This window comes from Sphingobacterium sp. Ag1, from assembly GCF_000988325.1.
Classification (GTDB): domain Bacteria; phylum Bacteroidota; class Bacteroidia; order Sphingobacteriales; family Sphingobacteriaceae; genus Sphingobacterium.
On the sequence record NZ_LBGU01000016.1, the window covers coordinates 15,471 to 35,734 of the forward strand.

Sequence of the window (20,264 nt, forward strand, 5' to 3'; positions counted from 1 at the left end):
TTCAAAATCAGAATTGAAGATCGCTCGAATAATTAAATTAAAAATAGATGTTACCTTGGCTATCGATTGTTGTCTTTAGTGTAGGCTGTGCTTTTGACTTAATTTCAATACGATAGAAATTAGTACTATTTGAAAATACAATCTCATAATTTTTGTGCTCATTTATAATTTCAGGATATAATTTGCTTAACTCCTGAATTGACGTTGCATAGCGTTTTTTATCGTTTCGATAGATCTGTTGCAGGTAAAAGATATTCCAGGTAACTTTTTCGAGCGCGAGGAATTGCTCATCGATAGGTTGATGGTTTGTGTCGTTAACAAATTTTATATGTCCCCATCGCTCAGGGTAATGCATATTAACGAGGCCGATTGGAGACCATACCCAGTTTTCTTCCGCGAGCGTCTTACCCCTGTTGTCTTTTCTCTTGCTATAGATAGTTTCGGTATTGTCATAATGCCACTGAACGCGTGAGAAGTTTATCTTCCAGGTTTCATTTGCTTTGATCTGATTTCCTTCGCCAAAGTATTTTAGACTTTTTACAGGTATTTTCATTTCCACAGTCCAAAATTCATCCTTGTCTTGTGGATTGTTGATGGACCCGGCATGATAGACTGCAGTTTCAATATCTTTTGTGTCCCAATTTAGATTAGCCCTACCGCCAAAGCGATAAGGTTTAGTCATCAAAAGATCCATAACTGTATTTAATGCATTTATTTCAATCTCTATATATTCCGGAGAGAATAGATTTGGCTTGAGAAAGATCTCAAAATCATTGTCATGATAGATGATTGTATCTTTCTGTCTTAAATATCCTTTGATATGAGGTTCTTGAAGCTTGGCAAAAAGATAAAGATTTTCTTTATCCCAAAGCATCTTGACTTGCGTCTTAAAAGTAGGAACAGGCTTATTTAATCCCTCAATATCCTTAAAAGAATCTGTCCATGGCGCTTTTGACCAGGAAGCCTCATCGTCCTTTCCGTCAATCGTGATTGCATCTGTTGCTGGGTGTACATAATAGGTTTCAGGGCGCGACTGTAACTGAAGAAATTCATTCAGATTCCGTTGTGCAAAAGTAAAGGTCGGATAGCTTATAAAAGCAAGGATAAAAGCTATAATTCTCATCAAGATACAGTTTGATTTTTAACGGCAGCAAAGTGAAGATGGAACAAAATTAGGATTTTTTTACTATTGTGATCATCTACTATTCTACCTTTCAGATACGAAGCTAAAAGTAAGTAAAATGTTTTAGCGCGGCAAAGAGGAGGGTGTGATTTTAGGAAACAATATATAATTGTCCTAAATTTATTACAGAAGCAGTGGTTTGTATGACCTGCGTTTTGGAAGCTACGGGCGATAGGGCATAAAAAAAGGCTTTGAATGATTTCAAAGCCTTTTTTTATGCCGTGGTAGTCGTAATTAGATTCTTTTCGATTTAATACGAGCAGCTTTACCAGTAAGGCCGCGTAAATAGAATAATTTCGCGCGACGAACTTTACCGTAGCTGTTTACTTCAATTTTTTCAATGTTTGGTGAGTTTACAGGGAAAATACGTTCAACACCTACACCGTTTGAGATTTTACGAACGGTAAAAGTAGCGTTAGCACCTTCGCTGTTTAATTGAATTACTACACCTTGGTACACCTGTACACGCTCTTTATTTCCTTCGCGAATTTTATAATGAACGCTGATGGTATCTCCAGCTTTGAAAGCGGGAATTTCATTCTTTACTACCGCTTGTTCTTCTACAAATTTTACTAAATCCATGATTTCGAGTAATTATTAACGATTTATATCCTGTAAAAATCGGAATGCAATATTACGACTTATTTTCTGAATATAAAAATACTTTTTTAAAAAACTATTGACTGATATTCAAATCGGATGCAAAGATATGAAAATGAAATGGATAATCTAAAGATATTTTGAATATTCCTTTGTAGACTATATGGAGCGGGTTTTTGATTGCTAAATTCAATAGAATATATTGTTTTGATAAAAATATTATGCAATCAATCAGCTGTTTAGTGATTAATTTTCTATAGGGTGTTGACAAAGTCAAAAAATGATTCGATATTTGTGCCACACAAAAAAAAGGTGATACCTTTTCGGGGTGTAGCGTAGCCCGGTATCGCGCCACATTTGGGATGTGGAGGTCGTAGGTTCGAATCCTGCCACCCCGACTAGAAAAGCTCTAACTTTCGTTAGAGCTTTTTTTGTTTCTACTTTTTATTCGTCCCGTAAGCTGTTTATCGGATTAGCTATCGCTGTGCGGATAGCTTGCCAGCTTACCGTAATTAATGCGATACCTATTGTTAACAGTCCGGCTAGCACAAACATCCACCATTGGATTTCGATGCGGTAAGCAAAATCTTCCAGCCATTTGTTCATGGTTAGCCAGGCGATCGGCGAGGCGATTATCAAGGCAATTAATACGGGTTTTATAAAATCTCTAGACAGTAATGTAGTAACGCCCGACACTGAAGCACCAAGTACCTTACGGATTCCGATCTCTTTGTTTCGTTTAGCGGCCGTAAAGGAGGCTAAACCATATAGGCCTAGACAAGCAATAAATATGGCTAATCCTGAAAAAAGACCAAGTATACGTTGTTGCCGAAGATCGGTTTTATACAATGTGTCGAATTTTTGGTCCAAAAAACTGTATTCGAACGGATATAATGGGGCTGCTTGCGCAAATGCGGTTTTAATAGTTTTTAACGCTACTGGAAAATCTTTTGTATTTAACCGGATAAGGGCTACTCTAAGATCAGTAGAAGGTGAAATCACGAGCGCGTCCATGTTTTCCTTTAGGGAAAGGAAATTAAAGTCGTCTACTACACCAATGATTGTCCTGGGGGATTGATCCCTGATTGTATTTTTTATCCATTTGCCAATGGCCTGTTCGGGGGTAAATCCAAGCATTGATGCCGCGGTACGATTAACTAATACAGCACTAGTGGAGTCGGTTGGATGTTGTGTTGAAAAGTTTCGGCCTGCAATTATTTTGAGTTTCAGTGTATTTACATAGTCAAAATCAGTGAATTCTGTCCTTGATTTCCACTTCTCACCGTTTTTTCCTTCGACCTCGAACGTGTGGCCATCGAAGAAGCCGCCAGGTTCGCCGGACATAAAGGAGACCGATGCGATGTCGCTGCTTTTGGATAATTCGTTCTTGAATGTGCGAAGGTTGTTATACAGTTCTTCATTGTCTATTGGAACGACAACAGTCTGTTGGTCATCATAACCAAGCCCCAGTTCTTTTACATATTTCATCTGTTTAGTGATAATAAGGGTGCCGATGATCAGTAAAATAGAGATGCTGAATTGGAACACCACTAAAATATGGCGGAACAGGACGCCGCCTTTGCCTAAACGTAATTTACCTTTTAATGCCTGTATAGGGGAGAAGGTTGAAAGGTATAATGCAGGGTAACTTCCAGCTACTATGCCTACTATAAAGATAACCGCAATTAAAAAAATATAGATCACCCAAGAATTCCATGGGACTGTCAAGGTGTAGCCCAGTAACTGATTATAAATAGGCATGAATAATTGCAATAGGCACATGGCGAGTGTGCAGGATATGGTGGTTAATAAAATGGATTCTCCTATAAACTGTCCCATTAATTGCAGACGCTGTGCGCCAAGTACCTTTCTTAAACCAACTTCCTTCGATCGGTCAACAGCACGTATTGTTGAGAGATTCATAAAATTGATGCAGGCGATAACCAATATAAGTATGGCGATGGATAGAAAAATGTAAATGACCTTTTTATCGCCATGTTTTGCACTGTCAAATGCGCTATGGGATTCCAGGTAGACGTCTTGTAGCGGTGTTAGTGCAAGATCAAAATGAATACCCATGTTTGTAGAAACTGCTTTCATGTGTCGGTTCATGAAATCGGGGAACTGATTTTCCAAATGCTTAGCATCTTTATGTTTGTCAAGTAAGAGGTAAGTAAATAAATTGTTGTTTTGCCAAGCTTTAAAGGGTTCGGTATCGAGGTAATTGGATAAGGGGATAATGAGATCAAAATCCAGATGTGAATTGATCGGAAGATCTTTAGCGATCCCAGTAACAGTTAATTGTTTATTTTTATCAAGCTGCAGTATTTTACCGATCGGATTTTCATTTCCAAAATATTTCTTCGCAGTTGTTTCCGTGAGCACAACACTTGTTGGATTTTTTAAAACAGTCGTTGGATTCCCTTTGATCAGCGGAAAACTAAATAGTTCAAAGAAATCGTCATCTGCAATAAAGAGTTTCTTTTCATTAAATGCAATGTTGCCAACAGAGAATAAGCCATTGGCAGGCATTACCCGTACAGCTTTTTTGATATCATCGGGATAATCGGTTAATAAGGCCGTGGCATAGGGGGCAGATAAATAAGGAGCACGGTCCTTGGTGTTGTCAAAACCACGCATGACCCGATAGATGTGGTCTCCTTGGCTGTGAAACCTGTCAAAGCTAAACTGATTGGCGATAAATAGAAATATCATCGCGCAGACGGTGATGCCTATTGTTAAGCCAAGGATATTGATAAAGGAAAAAACCTTGTTCTTAATAAGATTTCTCCAGGCGATTTGGAAATAGTTCTTTATCATACTTTTCGTTATAAGTGTTCATTTTGACCTTATCGTAATCCATCCTGTTTTAGGATAGTCTGAGTACTATAAAAAAATGAATGTTCAAGGGGGCGGTTTCAAAAAAGCTGCCAAAGGGTTAACGTGTTTTTAATCAGTAGATTGTGTTCTTTGCTTTTGTGATTTAAGTGTTTGAATTCGAACACTTCATGTTCATATCCGAACATGCTCGGATTAAGGTTGAGCGGTTAAAACGATATTATTTGTAGGTGAGTGCTTCCTCGAAGTAGCCAATATTGGGAATAGCATTGGATTCTGATGTATAGGGAGAGCGATGTGTAATACACAAAGGCTATGTCGCAATGTAACAACTTGTTAGTTTTATTTTATGTTTTTCATTTGCAAATAATTTGTAAGAACCGTATATTTGTGCCACACAAAAACAAAGGTGATACCTTTTCGGGGTGTAGCGTAGCCCGGTATCGCGCCACATTTGGGATGTGGAGGTCGTAGGTTCGAATCCTGCCACCCCGACTAGAAAAGCTCTGACGAAAGTTAGGGCTTTTTTTGTTTCATAGCAGGGTGAGCACCTGCGACTTTTAAGATACTAAGAGGTTCGACCTGTAGGAGACTCAGCCAAGACCAATCAATCCCGCTATTTTAGCTAGCTAAGTGTTAACTTCTCTTTTCAGGCTGGTCAAACTGGTTCTTATACTTATTTTAGATCGAAAAGGACACGTGTTTTTAATGCTTTGTAAATTATTTTGCAATAAATCAATCTGTTAGATTCTTTGTGAAGAATATTTTTGAAAAAAATATATTTTTAATGTACTTTTGTGCCACACAAAACAAAGGTGATACCTTTTCGGGGTGTAGCGTAGCCCGGTATCGCGCCACATTTGGGATGTGGAGGTCGTAGGTTCGAATCCTGCCACCCCGACTAGAAAAGCTCTGACGAAAGTTAGGGCTTTTTTTGTTTCAGGGTAGGGACCGACCTGCGACCCGGTACATTCTTTGTGTTTTTTAACATTATATCCTTGTAAACCCGCTGTTAAACAGTTAAATTGCTTGAAATTTATTATCAACTAGAATATAAACATAAATAATATGAACAGAAAAGCGGCATTTCTTTTAGGAATTTTGGCCTCTTGTGCATTACCGCAAGTTACATTTGCTAACCATTCCACTGGAGAATCTATTTATTATCAACAGGACGTAGAAGGCAAAGAGCTGATTGGCCGATGGGATATCGAAGTAGATATTAATGGTACTCCTGCACCATCGTGGCTTGAGGTGAAATTGTCGGGTTATAGAACTTTAGTCGGTCATTATGTGAGTACTTCCGGAAGTGCCCGCCCAGTTTCTCAGGTGTTTTATGAGAAAGGGAAGTTCAAATTTGCCATCCCACCGCAATGGGAAGGTGGAAAGATGAACCTGAGCGTGGAAGGCGAGATCGTTAATGGTGTATTGCAAGGGACGATAACAGAACCTGATGGAAAAACATATCGCTTTAAAGGTGTTCGTGCTCCAGAGCTGAAACGAACAGCTGCAGTAAAATGGGGTAAACCTATTCAACTTTTCAATGGCAAGGACCTGACCGGATGGAAAGCTACTGGTAAAACGAATCAATGGGTGGTGAAAAACGGTATCCTGACCAGTCCGCAATCTGGTTCTAATTTGGTCTCTGAGCAAAAATTTGAAGATTTTAAATTACATGTTGAATTTAAAATTCCAGCGGGAAGCAACAGTGGTGTCTACTTGAGAGGCCGATATGAGGTTCAGATAGAGGATAGTCCTAAAGACGCACATCCTAATGCAGTACTTTTTGCGGGGGTATACGGCTTCTTGGCTGCAAATGAAATGGTCAACAAGGGAGCCGGAGAATGGCAAACCTATGATATTACGTTAGTGGGCCGTCTTGTCACAGTTGTGGCAAACGGTAAGACGGTGATCAGTAACCAAGAGATTCCCGGTATAACCGGTGGTGCATTAGATAGCAAAGAGGCAGAGCCGGGGCCAATTTATTTCCAAGGGGATCACGGTCCAGTGGAATTCCGAAAAGTAATTATTACTCCAGCTATTAAATAACATAATATTATGCGAAGGCTATCTGAAAAGGTAGCCTTTTTTAAATCCCTATGACAACGACTACAATGTCTTCATTCTGGTAAGAAGTATAATATCGTTCAATGGCACCCTGAGCCTTGTACTCTTGCAACTCTTCAAAAACCAATTTTTTTAACATTCCTTTTCCCTTGCCGTGAATAAACTTTATTTCGTTCATTTCCCAATAAATAGCTGCGTCTAGGTTAGAACGCATAAAATCCATGGATTCCTGTAAGAGCTCCTCTGGTGAATAGTCTTCCCAATCTTCAAGGAAGGCGTCGGTGTGTAAGTCAACGATAGCTGGTGGTTTGCGCATTTCTCCATATTTTACAATGCTGCAAAAGTAGAATAAAAGAGCGACTTAATAGGTCAAGTCGCCAACGAAATAAATCGCATGGGCAAATTTTTCATGCCATTTTTTGATAATAGCTGCAATTTCATATTCTTCCTCATCAGCATGGTTGAGCATAAGTAACTCGACCGATTGGAGGAGCTGTTTGAGATCTAGAAAATAACCATCGAAATCCCGGAACGCAGACACTGTGTCCCGGATAAGCAACATGGCATCATGTCGAAGTGTAATCATATCATGACGTGAAGATATTCGGTCCAGCAGCCATTCCTTTTGGAAATTGGAATCAATATGTCTATTGCAAGCCTGATTAAAAAGCAATTCAAATTCAACAATTTGGTGCTTAAGGTCATATATAGTCTTTTGGAGCTCTTCAAAAGTACTGATGATCTTTTCTTGGGTCTCCATGTTTTTTGATATAATTGCCATGATATTTTACTTAATAATGTATACGCTTGGTTTTTAGTTATTTAAATAAAAGCATGTAAGGTATATACAAATAGGTCAGCCGAATGTTTTATCGGTCTAAAATTCGGTCGTGATCTGAATAAACGTTGTAGAGCCTTGTACTGATCTTATCGAAAGGAAGAGAGTAGGTTATTTGCTTTTTTTTTACGTTATTCGCGTAAATGAAAAATAGCTTAAAGATATAATATAATGAAGGAAAAGGCAATTGGAAATTACCAATTAGAGATCTGTTCAAATTCCGTAGCATCAGCAATTGAAGCCGAACAAGGGGGGGCGACACGAGTAGAGTTCTGTCAAAATCTGGAAAATGGAGGGACTACACCTTCGTTTGGTCAGTTGCAGCTAGTGCGAGGGTTGGTGAGTATTGGTATTCATGCGCTTATCAGGCCACGTGGTGGTGATTTCCTGTATACAGAGACCGAGATCTTGGAAATGATAGCAGACATTCAGTTGTGCAAAGAATTGGGAATAGATGGTGTTGTAATCGGTATTCTGAGCGCAGATGGTACAGTCGATAAAGTGAATACCCTAAGATTGGTGGAGGCTGCGCGTCCCATGCACGTTACCTTTCATCGAGCCTTTGACCGTGTGAAAGATCCTTTTCAGGCCTTAGAAGATGTTATTGAACTGGGGATAGACCGTATTTTGACATCTGGTCTGCAAAATTCTGCTTTAGCTGGAGTTCCGTTACTCAAACAGTTGGTTCAACAAGCTGATGGGCGTATTGTGATTATGCCTGGTGCAGGTGTAGATGCAGCAAATATAGCTCATATTTTAGCACAAACTGGTGCAGTTGCAATACATAGCTCGGCGAAAGAGTTGCATGTTTCAAAGATGATGTTTAACCAGACTCAGGTCAATGGAATGGATGAAGCACAGTGGATGAGCTCAAAAGAAAAAGTCCACCAAATGGTGGACCTATTAAAAAGCCTTTAAAGTAGTACTTTAAAGGCTATTAAATTCTTCTTACTATTTAGCTTCTGAAGCTAATTGATTTAAGATAGCATCGTTTTTAACGATTTGGTTGCTAGCTTTCATTTTTGATCTAGAACCTAACTCAACGTTAGTTCCTAATTTCAAAAACTGAACTTCAACACGTGAAACAGTTTTATTTCTTCTATCTTTTCTTTTTAAACGTGTAACTCCCATTTTGATAATATTTTTATTGTTTAAAATAAAACGAGGTCGGAAGCGGATTCGAACCGCTGTAGGAGGTTTTGCAGACCTCAGCCTAGCCACTCGGCCATCCGACCCTATTTTTTTTCCTTTTGAAGGTCTGCAAAAATAAAACTTATAATTGGAATTAAAAAATCTTTATGATAAAACTTTTTCGTTTTTAAGCATCCGACTGAAAACCAAGCTGGTATTTTACATTGACAGATCCTTTGGGAATTTCCAGCACGGATGTATCGTGTAGTTTTCGACATTGGAAAATGAGCTTATTTTGTGATGAGATATTTCGGAAGACATCAGCTCCTTTAAATCTTTGCTGATGAGGCCGTAGCGTAGATGAACTCCATTTACTGTATCTTTTATTGGACAATGTCCAATAGTCTGCCGTTAGATTTTTATAGTGTTTTACTTTGGCAATTAATGATTTATGGATTTTGGAATAGATATTGCAAATGGGAATGTAATAAATCTCATACAGGAAATTATGAGATGAAGTGATAAAAGAGAAAGTAAATTAAATTAGGAAACATGAAAAAACTATTATTATCTGCAGCAATTTTATTTGGTTCATTAGGAGCTTTTGCACAAGGTGGATTGGGATACGGACTACGTGCGGGTGTAAACATTCCTAAATATTCAACAAGCTTAGGCGATACGAAATCAAATACTGGTTTCTTTGTCACGGGGTATCTAGATGCGCCAGTTTCACCATATTTCTCGGTACAACCTGGATTGTCCCTACAGAATAAAGGTGCAAAATGGGTTGAAACCTCCAATGGAGAACTTAAAGAGAGCGTTATGTCTTTGGATATTCCAGTTAACTTGGTAGCAAAATTGCCTACTGGTGAATCTGGTAGTTTCTTTGTTGGCGCAGGACCTTATGTTGGATTTGGCCTAAGTGGAAAACAAAAAGGAAATTTTGGTAATGCTAGCGGCGAAAGAGACTTAAAATTTGGTAGTGGCGAAGGTAAAGATTTAAAATCTACCGATTTTGGTGTAAACTTCCTTGCAGGTTATCAATTAACGAATGGTTTTCAGATCAATGCTGGTTATGGTTTAGGTTTAACCAACTTAGCACCTAACAGCGGTTCGATCAAAAACCGTGTTTGGTCTGTAGGCATCGGCTTCGGACTATAAGAAATATAAGTACTTAAACTTATTATGAGGAAAGAGTCCCTGCATTTGTGGGGACTTTTTTATTGCATTAAACTTAAGTCGTCCGAAATTGTTATTTTTATTCAAAAGATTGCTGCATGAAAAGATTTCTCCCTTTACCCTTTTATGTTAAGTTGGCCTGCGTACTCATCAGTATCCTTTTATTGGGGTATTTGGCTAAAATAGGTGATACCATAGTTATTCCCATGATTTTGGGCCTGTTGTTTTCGTTGTTGCTGATTCCGCTCAGTAATTTTTTGGAGCGGAAGCTGCGGTTTCCAAGGACACTTGCCGGTATCATAAGTGTTATTTTATTTTTCGGTGTGCTAGGTTATGGACTTTTTCTATTGGCTTCTCAGCTTACGCTTCTTAAGGAGGATTTCCCGGCCTTTAAGCAACAGATTATGGACGGCGTGGGCAATTTACAGACCTGGGTGAGCCAACAGTTCGGAATTCAGCATAAAGATCAGATTGATTTTATCAATAAAACAGCCTCAAAATCCGTTGATTCGGGAACTTTGTTTTTAGGAACTGCATTGGTTTCCCTTTCATCGATGTTTATTCTGTTTGTCTTTACCTTTCTTTACACATTCTTCCTACTAATATATAGGGGACATATTGTCAAGTTTCTTTTATTTGTCAACCGCGTAGAGGACCGGCCTATTGTTCTGGACGTCGTTCAACAGGTTCAGTATGTCGTCAAAAAATATCTGATTGGCCTACTGATCCAAATGAGCTTGGTTTCCCTTTTGGTCTTTATTGTCCTTTCCTTGATTGGGGTAAAATATAGTTTGCTTTTGGCATTGATCACTGGCGTATTCAATGTGCTGCCTTATGTTGGTATTTTCTCCTCAATGCTTATCATTGCCATTCTGACGTTTGCTACATCCTCTTTTACCCATGTTGTCTTGGTGATCATAGCCCTTATTGTTGTGCATATGATAGACAGTAATTTTATCGTGCCGAAGATTGTTGGTTCTAAGGTTAAAGTTAATTCGCTGTTTGCTATGCTCTCCATTATCATTGGTGAAATGATCTGGGGAATTTCGGGAATGTTTCTGGCCATTCCAATTCTGGCTATCGTTAAGATTGTGATGGACAGGATCAAAGAACTTAAACCATGGGGCTTTCTTTTAGGGGAAGAAGATAGTAAAGATGAGGTGTATAAGGATTTATTTGGTACGTTAAATCCTCTTGAAAAGAAGATTATAGAGGAAAATGAGCAGAAGTCGTAGTTTTCCTAGAATTGAAAGTGTAACAGAAAGGTATGATCATTTTGAAGTCTAATACTGAAATTTGAACTAACTTCAGATTGTATAGTGAGGCTAAATCTTCGGGATAAGGTTCGGATATTCCAGTAAGAATGCATCGACAAGGCCATACCGTAACCTACAAATTTCTAGATTTCGACTTGGCGAAAGGATGACTTCCACATCTTGAGGATCTCAGTTTGAATTATGTTGTCAAAATATGCTGGGTTATTTAATACAATTTAAGTATCCAACCTGGGGGTTCTTTACAAGGGAAAGGAAATAAAATTAACGTCAAAGACTTGGCGGAGGTAACTGGTGGCAGTTTAGGAATAGAAGACTCAAAAAGTCAGTTGATGTATATTGAAGTTCCGGTCAATTTTGTATACAGCATACCAACGGGTAATTCTGGTAGTGTTTTCTTAGGGGCAGGTCCTTATGCTGGTGTTGGTATACATGCTAAAGCTACTCGAAGTAATGAGAGCGATAGTGGTAGTTTTAACGATGCTGGTCTTAAAACCTTTGATGCTGGTTTAAACTTTTTACCAGGATTCAAACTGACAAACGGTTTCTTGATTAATGGTGGGTACGGTTTAGGATTGACGAATATAGTAAAAGGAGTCGAGGATAGTTCTGCTAGAATCGCGTTTTTTCAATTGGAATCGGTTATCAGCTATAATCTGGGGCTAAAATATAAAAAGGGGCTTTTCTTGCGAAAGGCCCCTTCTTTTTTTCAGTGACTGAAATCTATCACACTTTGATTTCTACTTCAACACCTGAAGGTAATTCAAGTTTCATCAATGCGTCAACAGTTTTAGCGTTTGATGAATAGATATCCAACAATCTTTTGTAAGCACATAATTGGAATTGCTCACGTGCTTTTTTGTTAACGTGTGGTGAACGTAATACCGTGTAGATTTTTTTCTCAGTAGGCAATGGAATAGGACCACTAACAACTGCACCTGTAGGTTTTACTGTTTTTACGATTTTTTCAGCTGATTTGTCAACCAAATTGTAATCGTAAGATTTCAATTTAATTCTGATTCTTTGGCTCATAGTATATGATATTATTTAAAAATGACCGCTGATTAGAGCTATTAACAACCAGCGGTCGGTTTATTTTTGAGTTCTATATTATTCTACAGAACCTTTGATTTTACCTTTTGATTTTGCAATCACCTCATCAGCAACGTTACGAGGAGCTTCTTCGAAGTGATCAAATTCCATCGTAGATGTTGCACGACCTGAAGTGATTGTACGTAATTGCGTTACGTAACCGAACATCTCAGAAAGTGGAACCAATGCTTTGATTACCTGTACACCGTTACGTGAATCCAAACCTTGCATTTGACCACGACGACGGTTTAAGTCACCCATTACATCACCCATGTTTTCTTCTGGTGTTAAAACCTCTATTTTCATAATTGGTTCCATTAACACTGGAGAACATTTAGGCAAGCCTTCACGGTATGCTTGACGAGCAGCTAATTCGAAAGACAATGAATCTGAATCGACAGCGTGGAATGAACCATCAATCAAACGAACTTTCATTCCTGATAATGGGAATCCTGCTAATACACCATTTTTCATTGAAGTTTCAAATCCTTTTTGAACTGAAGGGATAAATTCTTTAGGGATTTTACCACCAACAATTTCATTAACGAATTGAAGCGGTGATTTTGTTAAATCGAAATCTTCGTCCGCTGGAGAAATAACAACTTTGATATCCGCGAATTTACCACGACCACCGGATTGTTTTTTGAATACCTCACGGTGCTCAGTAGTACCGTTGATAGACTCTTTGTATGATACTTGAGGAGCACCTTGGTTAACCTCAACTTTAAATTCACGTTTCAAACGGTCGATCAAGATCTCTAAGTGAAGCTCACCCATACCAGAGATAACTGTTTGACCAGTTTCTTCGTCAGTTTTTACAACGAATGTAGGATCCTCTTCAGCCAATTTACCAAGACCAATACCTAATCTATCAACGTCAGCTTGAGTTTTAGGCTCGATCGCCAAACCAATTACTGGCTCAGGGAAAGTCATAGATTCAAGAACGATAGGTGCTTTTTCGTCACAAAGAGTGTCTCCAGTTTTGATGTCTTTGAAACCTACAACAGCACCGATATCACCAGCCTCGATGAAAGGGATCGGGTTTTGTTTGTTCGCGTGCATTTGGAAGATACGAGAGATACGCTCTTTGTTTCCTGAACGTGTGTTCAATACATAAGAACCTGCATCTAACTTACCAGAGTAAGCACGGATAAAACATAAACGACCTACGAATGGGTCAGTCGCAATTTTGAAACCTAAAGCTGCGAAAGGTTCGTTTACAGATGGTTTACGGAAAATCTCTTCACCTGTATCCGGGTTAGTACCTTTTACAGCTTCTACATCAAGCGGTGAAGGCAATAATTCCATGACCAAATCCAACATAGTTTGAACACCTTTGTTTTTGAAAGATGAACCACAAACCATAGGAACGATAGAGTTATCCAATACAGCTGCGCGTAATGCATTTAAGATCTCGCGCTCAGTCAATGAATCTGGATCTTCGAAGAATTTCTCCATCAAAGTCTCATCATAACCAGCTACTGCTTCCAATAATTTCTCACGGTATTCAGCAACTTCGTCCAACATATCATCAGGAATAGGAACTTCAGTGAACGTCATTCCTTTGTCGTGTTCGTTCCAAACGATACCACGGTTGTTGATCAAGTCAACTACACCTTTAAAACTATCTTCAGCACCGATAGGCAATTGCAAAGCAACTGCATCAGAACCTAACATATCTTTAACTTGTTTTACAACTTTCAAGAAGTCAGCTCCTGAACGGTCCATTTTGTTAACGAAACCGATACGAGGTACTTTATACCCATCAGCTAAACGCCAGTTTGTTTCAGATTGAGGCTCAACACCATCAACAGCTGAGAACAAGAATACTAATCCGTCTAGTACACGTAATGAACGGTTTACCTCAACCGTGAAATCCACGTGTCCAGGAGTATCGATTACGTTTACTTGGTATTTGTTGTTACGGTAGTTCCAGAATACTGTTGTAGCAGCAGAAGTAATCGTGATACCACGCTCAGCTTCTTGCTCCATCCAGTCCATTGTAGAAGCACCTTCGTGAACTTCACCAATTTTGTGGTTTACACCTGAGTAGTAAAGGATACGCTCAGTTGTTGTAGTTTTACCAGCATCAATGTGGGCAGCGATACCGATATTTCTAGTGAATTTTAAATCTCTTGCCATAATATTTTTAAGCAGCGGACCTTAATGGTCTTATGTGTTTAAATGTAATGTTAAATAAGTACACCGACCTTGATAAAAGATTGTTTTTATCGGAGGTCGGTGTAATCATATTTTTTTGAATGTCTTCAAAATTAGAATCTGAAGTGTGAGAACGCTTTGTTAGCTTCCGCCATTTTGTGCGTATCTTCTTTCTTCTTAACAGCAGCACCTTCACCTTTAGAAGCTGAAATGATTTCTCCTGCTAATTTTTCGAACATTGTTTTTTCACCACGTTTACGAGCGTATGAAATTAACCATTTCATACCCAAAGCGATTTTACGATCTGGACGAACTTCCATAGGAACTTGGAAGTTAGCACCACCAACACGGCGTGATTTAACTTCAACAGCAGGCATAACGTTGTTCAAAGCTTTTTTCCAAGCTTCAAGACCGCTTTCTTGTGTTTTTTGTTCTACTAATTCTACTGCATCGTAAAAAATAGAATAAGCGATAGATTTTTTACCATCTACCATCATATTGTTTACGAAACGTGTTACCTGAACGTCATTAAACTTTGGATCAGGTAAAATGATTCTCTTTTTCGGTTTTGACTTTCTCATTTTTCTTTCCTCCGTTTAATTATTTCTTTTTACCTTTTGCTGGAGCTGCAGCTGCTTGTCCTGGTTTAGGACGTTTAGTTCCGTATTTAGAACGACGTTGGTTACGACCTGCTACACCTGAAGTATCTAATGCACCACGGATGATGTGGTAACGTACACCTGGTAAATCCTTAACACGACCACCACGAATCAATACGATCGAGTGCTCTTGTAAGTTGTGACCTTCTCCAGGGATGTAAGCGTTGACCTCTTTACCGTTTGTTAAACGTACACGAGCTACTTTACGCATTGCTGAGTTTGGTTTTTTAGGGGTAGTAGTATATACACGTGTACATACACCTCTTCGCTGTGGACATGAGTCCAACGCTGGTGACTTACTCTTATCAACCAGAGCTACTCTACCTTTTCTAACTAATTGTTGAATAGTAGGCATTTACCTGTTTTTGTTTATAAATTTTGTACCTTAAATATTTTAAGTTCGCAAAGATACTGATTCCCTTTTGAATATGAAATAGTTAGTGTATAAAATTTAGATTATTTTTTGAATTGGCGCTGCTCTTTTCTGGAATATACCCATGCCCTTCTTTATTACCTCTTCATGCTTCTTTATTATCTCACTATCCTAATGACCTGGTCGCCCTCTCCGGGATTTTTAGCCTGTAGTCCAACATCTTCATCATTTGTACGCTTCCACTATCAAACTAATTTGTCAGCCACTTATGCTGTCATATGTTGCCAAAATCGAAGAGATAACTCCTTATGCTTGGTTGTACAAAAATATAGACGATTTTAGGGGGGGGCGAATAGCCGCTCAATGGGGTGAATAGGTTTTTTCTTATATCTGCCGTAAGCTGTTCTTTCTCTGTGGAATATTCTTTAAAAACAGCCTTTTTTCAAAATTTCTCTTCTACTGGTTTCTGAGTATATTGCCTGCTTTGCCTGTTTTTGCGTTCTGTTTGGCAAAGCGTTTGATAAAAACGTATAAATATTTAGTAGAAACAAATTAATGTATTCAAGTTATGAAAATCAAAATGAAATTAATGTATGCAGTGGTATTGGCCTTGGTCACTTTCGCTTTTGTTGGATGTTCAAAGGACAAAGATGAACCCATCCAAACAGGTGGCAGCATTGATGCAGCTATTGGTACGTATAAAGGTAAAATTAAGATTATTGGTGGGGCCGAAGTCTTTAATCAAATATTGGTGGTTAGCAAGGTTAGCGATAATAAAGTTAAAGTTAGCGCTCAAAATACCGATCTTAAGCTTCCAGTAAGAGAAATTCAGGTTTCGAATAACTATAATATTTCGATTCAAGCTCTTCCAAATGAACCTCAAGGTCAATTTATTTTTACCTTTGAAAATAAAGGGCTGACTTTTTTAGCAGAAAGAACTGAAGCAGGACAGTTGGAATATTCTTTTGACGGAACGAAACAATAACTTTTTGTTTCTTATTCAAATGAAAAAGCGGTATTGACTAAATTCAATACCGCTTTTTCATGTCTTAAATCCGATTGGGTACGTTTAATAAGCTCGTTGGACCAGTTATGGTAGTTTTATATTAAGACAATAACGTAAAATCAATCTGCCGTTTATCCAGATCCACTTTCTTTACGCGGATTTGAACCTCATCACCCAACTGGAATTTCTTTTTTTTCCTTTGACCAATGATCGCATAGTTCTTTTCATCAAGTACGTAAAAGTCATCGGTGATATCCCGCAGCCTGACCATACCCTCACATTTATTCTCTTCAATCTCTACATACATACCCCATTCTGTAACACCTGAAACAATACCTGTATATTCAGTGCCAATCTGATCTTGCAAGTATTCTGCCTGTTTGTATTTGATCGATGCACGTTCGGCCTCAGCCGCTTTTTTCTCCATTTGGGAAGAATGCTCGGCCATCTTCTCATAATGTTCCGCATTGATTTTGGTACCTCCCTCCAAATAGAATTGCAAAAGACGGTGTACCATTACATCGGGATAACGACGGATAGGGGAGGTGAAATGGGTATAATAATCAAATGCCAATCCGTAGTGACTCGTCTTCTTTGTCGTATAGATCGCCTTGGCCATCGAACGTACAGCAAGCGAAGTCAGCATATTTTGCTCTTTGCTGCCTTCTATTTTGGTCATCAACGCATTTAAAGATTTTGCTGTTTCCTTATCGGTTTTGATGGTTAATTTATGGCCAAAACGCGCCGCAAATTGAGAGAACGTCGTCAGCGTTTCCGGATTAGGCACATCGTGGAACCGGTACACAAACGTAAGCTTGTTTTTTCCCCGTCCTTGCTTACCGATAAACTCGGCAACTTTACGATTCGCCAATAACATAAAATCTTCAATCAGCTTGTGCGCATCCTTACGCACTTTGGTATAGACCCCGGTAGGCTTGCCATTTTCATCCAAGGTGAACTTGACTTCCTCACTTTCAAAGGCTATTGCACCATTTTTAAACTTACGTTCCCGTAGAATATAAGCCAGTTCATTTAATTTCAGAATCTCTTCACTGAAATCGCCCGATTTCGTTTCAATCACTTCCTGTGCTTCTTCATAACTGAAACGGCGGTCGGAATGGATGATCGTGCGGCCAAACCATTGATGGTGTACATTGGCTTTTTCGTCTAATTCAAAAACAGCCGAAAAGCATAGCTTATCTTCATGTGGACGTAAGGAACAAACTCCGTTAGAAAGACGCTCCGGAAGCATCGGGATAACACGGTCCACCAAATAGACCGATGTACCACGGTTAAATGCTTCTTTGTCCAATTCTGTATCGGGTATCACAAAATGCGAAACATCGGCAATGTGAACACCGATTTCATAGTTGCCATTCTCTAATTTTTGAAAGGAGATGGCGTCATCGAAATCTTTTGCATCCGCGGGGTCAATGGTAAAGGTCGTCACGTTTCTAAAGTCGCGTCGCTTGGCTATTTCCTCCTTGCTTATTTTTTCCGAAATCTGATTCGCTTCATCCTCTACTTTTTTAGGGAACTCCAATGGGAAACCATAGTCGGCCAAAATAGCGTTCATCTCGGTGTTATTTTCCCCTTTGGTGCCCAAGACATGTTTGACCGTTCCAACAGGATTTTTGCTCCCGTTAGGCCAGTCAATAATCGATACGACCACTTTTTCTTTGTCCTTGGCTCCATTCAAATTGTCCAAAGGAATAAAAATGTCGTGTAGCATCTTGCGGTCATCCGCAATAAAAAAAGCAAAATTGTTGGAGATGCTGATCGTTCCCGTGAAATCAGTCTTGGCCCTTTGCAGAATTTCAACGACTTCACCCTCTTTTTTGCGGCCGCCTTTTCTTTTTTCGAAGGTATGAACCTTTACAATATCGCCGTGGAGTGCCTGTCTAAGTTTCCGTGGAGCGATATAAATATCATTTTCAAATTCGTCATCAGGAATTACATAGGCAGAACCATCGGCGGTCATATCTACTTTCCCAGTGACATACACTTTGAGTTGCTTCAAATTAAATTTGCCTCTGTCCACCTCAATAAAAAGCCCATTCCTTACATTATCATGTAATATATCGGCGATAGCGACTTTTGAGTCGTTATCCGTGAGGTTCAATTTAGAAGAAACTTGTTTATAGTTGAGCGGCTTATTACCCGATTTTTCGAAGATATCGATAATCAGCTGTGTTAACACCTCTTTATATGGATTTTCTTTTCTTGTTTTCATTCACTTATTATTTATTATTATTCATATACATCGGTCTTCGACAGGCCAATAGATCCTTTGACTGGCTAGGATAATGGATTTCGAAAAACCAGTCTTTACCGCAGATCATGAGTAAGCCATACATCAAGATCGATGCCAATACAAGGTACGAAAAAAACAGCAGTTGACACGACAATAAGAGCTAAACGAAGCACCTTCCGATAGCCAATGTATAGACAGTTTAGCCGAAAAATAGTTTTGGATTGGTACAGCCTGATTTACTTTTTGCAATGATTGCACACACCAAGTGCATTTACAGCAATCGCTTCGAGACTAAAGCCTGCTGGGATCGATACTTTTGGTAAGGTCATATCTTCCAGACAGTATACAGAATTGCATACCCGGCAAATGAAATGCACATGTTGATCATGATGATCGTGTTCTGAACAGTTTGTCGAACACATGGCATAAGTCGCCGTACCATGTAGATCAAAGATTTTATGGATAATCCCTTTCTCTTCAAAGCTGGCCAATACGCGGTATAATGTGACCCTGTCTATATCCTTGCCCAGTAATTTCTCCAGTTCTGGCTGCGAAATTGCCGAATCTTTTCGCGAAATGATTTCCAGCACCTTCAACCGGGGTTGGGTAACTTTTAAACTATTTCGTTTGAGAATTTCTGGATATACAGTGTTGGAATCTTCCATGGATTTCTTCGTTAAGCCTTAGATCAAATACAAACTAAGAGAAATTTACGTTTATTTGCAAGTTTAAAAACGATCAGACGGATTTATTCATCGTATTTTTTCCCTTTAAATAGACCAGTAAGGAACAGAAACTGACTGTTTCATTTCTCAGAGATCATTTTTATAGTACAAAAATACGGAATCTCTTAAAAATAAGAAAACCGATAAGTTTAAGATTAGTGTCATCTTACCTATCGGTTTTCGTTATTATATGAAATATAGGAATCTTATTTGCCCGCAGCTTTCGCGTGATCAGCTAAGAATGTCGCTAGACCACTGTCTGTCAAAGGGTGTTTCAATAAAGCCAAGATCGCTGATAAAGGACCTGTCATGACATCCGCGCCGATTTTAGCACATCCCAAAATGTGTGCACTGTGACGTACAGAAGCTGCTAAAATTTGTGTAGGGTAGTTGTAGTTATCATAGATTAAACGAATATCTTCGATCAACGCTAATCCATCTGTAGAGATATCATCCAAACGACCGATAAAAGGAGATACATAGGTTGCCCCAGCTTTTGCAGCCAATAGTGCTTGACCGGCTGTAAATACCAATGTACAATTTGTTTTAATGCCTTTTTTGCTGAAATATTTAATTGCTTTTACGCCATCTTTGATCATAGGGACTTTTACAACAATCTTGCTGTCAAGAGCCGCTAAAGCTTCTCCCTCTTTGATCATTTCTTCATAAGTTGTAGAAATAACTTCAGCACTGACATCGCCATCAACGATTGCACAGATCGCTTTATAATGGTTGATTACGTTTTCATCACCGCTAATACCTTCTTTAGCCATTAAACTTGGATTGGTTGTTACCCCGTCTAATACGCCTAAGTCTTGGGCTTCTTTGATTTGCTCTAGGTTCGCTGTGTCAATAAAAAATTTCATTGTATATGTTATTGAATGA

19 protein-coding genes and 4 tRNA genes are annotated in these 20,264 nt (G+C 38.9%); 9 read left to right on the plus strand and 14 right to left on the minus strand.

The features are described from left to right. Positions 1-37 precede the first annotated feature (37 nt). Positions 38-1,123, minus strand: coding sequence for a carbohydrate-binding family 9-like protein (locus tag AAW12_RS01435; protein ID WP_046671853.1), 1,086 nt, complete (start codon positions 1,121-1,123; stop codon positions 38-40). A 294-nt stretch (positions 1,124-1,417) separates the two neighbouring features. Next, positions 1,418-1,765, minus strand: coding sequence for a 50S ribosomal protein L19 (rplS, locus tag AAW12_RS01440; RefSeq protein WP_046671854.1), 348 nt, complete (start codon positions 1,763-1,765; stop codon positions 1,418-1,420). Positions 1,766-2,107: 342 nt separating this feature from the next. On the opposite strand from rplS, the gene AAW12_RS01445 reads away from it, so the two are divergent. Then, positions 2,108-2,181 (plus strand) — tRNA-Pro (locus AAW12_RS01445). Between the two features lie 46 nt (positions 2,182-2,227). Here AAW12_RS01445 and AAW12_RS01450 read toward each other — a convergent pair. After that, positions 2,228-4,603: an ABC transporter permease gene (locus AAW12_RS01450; RefSeq protein ID WP_046671855.1), complete on the minus strand. Its 2,376-nt coding sequence runs from the start codon at positions 4,601-4,603 to the stop codon at positions 2,228-2,230. A 439-nt stretch (positions 4,604-5,042) separates the two neighbouring features. On the opposite strand from AAW12_RS01450, the gene AAW12_RS01455 reads away from it, so the two are divergent. The 3 genes from AAW12_RS01455 (at position 5,043) to AAW12_RS01465 (ending at position 6,670) form a co-directional block, all read left to right on the plus strand. Then, positions 5,043-5,116 (plus strand) — tRNA-Pro (locus AAW12_RS01455). Positions 5,117-5,448: 332 nt separating this feature from the next. Continuing rightward, positions 5,449-5,522, plus strand: a tRNA-Pro gene (locus AAW12_RS01460). A gap of 167 nt (positions 5,523-5,689) precedes the next feature. Next, complete coding sequence (locus AAW12_RS01465) at positions 5,690-6,670, plus strand: DUF1080 domain-containing protein (protein WP_046671856.1); 981 nt, start codon at positions 5,690-5,692, stop codon at positions 6,668-6,670. Between the two features lie 40 nt (positions 6,671-6,710). Here the strand turns inward: AAW12_RS01465 and AAW12_RS01470 are convergent, their stop codons facing one another. Together AAW12_RS01470 and AAW12_RS01475 are read right to left on the minus strand one after the other, a co-directional pair. Next, entirely contained in the window at positions 6,711-7,004 is a 294-nt protein-coding gene (locus AAW12_RS01470; RefSeq protein ID WP_046671857.1) for a Smr/MutS family protein, read from the minus strand. 45 nt (positions 7,005-7,049) lie between these two features. Next, entirely contained in the window at positions 7,050-7,448 is a 399-nt protein-coding gene (locus AAW12_RS01475) for a hypothetical protein (protein ID WP_197083956.1), read from the minus strand. 249 nt (positions 7,449-7,697) lie between these two features. Between AAW12_RS01475 and AAW12_RS01480 the strand changes: the two genes are divergently transcribed. Further along, positions 7,698-8,444, plus strand: a complete 747-nt coding sequence (locus tag AAW12_RS01480; RefSeq protein ID WP_046671859.1) for a copper homeostasis protein CutC — start codon at positions 7,698-7,700, stop codon at positions 8,442-8,444. A gap of 33 nt (positions 8,445-8,477) precedes the next feature. Here AAW12_RS01480 and AAW12_RS01485 read toward each other — a convergent pair whose 3' ends face one another. Then, positions 8,478-8,657, minus strand: coding sequence for a hypothetical protein (locus AAW12_RS01485; protein ID WP_046671880.1), 180 nt, complete (start codon positions 8,655-8,657; stop codon positions 8,478-8,480). A gap of 33 nt (positions 8,658-8,690) precedes the next feature. Next, positions 8,691-8,761 (minus strand) — tRNA-Cys (locus AAW12_RS01490). 448 nt (positions 8,762-9,209) lie between these two features. Between AAW12_RS01490 and AAW12_RS01495 the strand changes: the two genes are divergently transcribed. The 3 genes from AAW12_RS01495 to AAW12_RS01505 all read left to right on the plus strand — a co-directional run bounded on the left by AAW12_RS01495 (position 9,210) and on the right by AAW12_RS01505 (position 11,826). Beyond that, on the plus strand, positions 9,210-9,818 hold the full coding sequence (locus tag AAW12_RS01495; protein ID WP_046671860.1) for a porin family protein: 609 nt from the start codon (positions 9,210-9,212) through the stop codon (positions 9,816-9,818). Between the two features lie 116 nt (positions 9,819-9,934). After that, a complete protein-coding gene (locus AAW12_RS01500; RefSeq protein WP_046671861.1) occupies positions 9,935-11,071 on the plus strand; it encodes an AI-2E family transporter in 1,137 nt (378 codons plus the stop codon). Between the two features lie 263 nt (positions 11,072-11,334). Then, entirely contained in the window at positions 11,335-11,826 is a 492-nt protein-coding gene (locus AAW12_RS01505; protein WP_084823038.1) for an outer membrane beta-barrel protein, read from the plus strand. Between the two features lie 10 nt (positions 11,827-11,836). On the opposite strand, the gene rpsJ is transcribed toward AAW12_RS01505, so the two are convergent. From rpsJ to rpsL, 4 genes are all read right to left on the minus strand, one after another. Further along, the gene (rpsJ, locus tag AAW12_RS01510; protein ID WP_028070501.1) at positions 11,837-12,142 is read right to left on the minus strand and encodes a 30S ribosomal protein S10; all 306 of its coding nucleotides are present in this window, start codon (positions 12,140-12,142) and stop codon (positions 11,837-11,839) included. Positions 12,143-12,220: 78 nt separating this feature from the next. Next, positions 12,221-14,344 (minus strand): elongation factor G, encoded by a 2,124-nt coding sequence (gene fusA, locus AAW12_RS01515; protein ID WP_046671862.1) that lies wholly within the window; start codon positions 14,342-14,344, stop codon positions 12,221-12,223. A 131-nt stretch (positions 14,345-14,475) separates the two neighbouring features. Then, complete coding sequence (gene rpsG, locus AAW12_RS01520; protein ID WP_046671863.1) at positions 14,476-14,943, minus strand: 30S ribosomal protein S7; 468 nt, start codon at positions 14,941-14,943, stop codon at positions 14,476-14,478. A 19-nt stretch (positions 14,944-14,962) separates the two neighbouring features. Next, the gene (gene rpsL / locus AAW12_RS01525; RefSeq protein WP_002993550.1) at positions 14,963-15,376 is read right to left on the minus strand and encodes a 30S ribosomal protein S12; all 414 of its coding nucleotides are present in this window, start codon (positions 15,374-15,376) and stop codon (positions 14,963-14,965) included. A 586-nt stretch (positions 15,377-15,962) separates the two neighbouring features. Here rpsL and AAW12_RS01530 point away from each other — a divergent pair. After that, positions 15,963-16,379, plus strand: coding sequence for a GntP family permease (locus AAW12_RS01530; protein ID WP_231585178.1), 417 nt, complete (start codon positions 15,963-15,965; stop codon positions 16,377-16,379). A gap of 121 nt (positions 16,380-16,500) precedes the next feature. Here AAW12_RS01530 and rnr read toward each other — a convergent pair whose 3' ends face one another. From rnr to fsa, 3 genes are all read right to left on the minus strand, one after another. Further along, positions 16,501-18,633 (minus strand): ribonuclease R, encoded by a 2,133-nt coding sequence (gene rnr / locus AAW12_RS01535; RefSeq protein WP_046671864.1) that lies wholly within the window; start codon positions 18,631-18,633, stop codon positions 16,501-16,503. A 257-nt stretch (positions 18,634-18,890) separates the two neighbouring features. Further along, positions 18,891-19,319, minus strand: a complete 429-nt coding sequence (locus tag AAW12_RS01540; protein WP_046671865.1) for a Fur family transcriptional regulator — start codon at positions 19,317-19,319, stop codon at positions 18,891-18,893. 266 nt (positions 19,320-19,585) lie between these two features. Further along, the gene (gene fsa, locus AAW12_RS01545; RefSeq protein ID WP_046671866.1) at positions 19,586-20,245 is read right to left on the minus strand and encodes a fructose-6-phosphate aldolase; all 660 of its coding nucleotides are present in this window, start codon (positions 20,243-20,245) and stop codon (positions 19,586-19,588) included. Between the last annotated feature and the right edge of the window lie 19 nt (positions 20,246-20,264).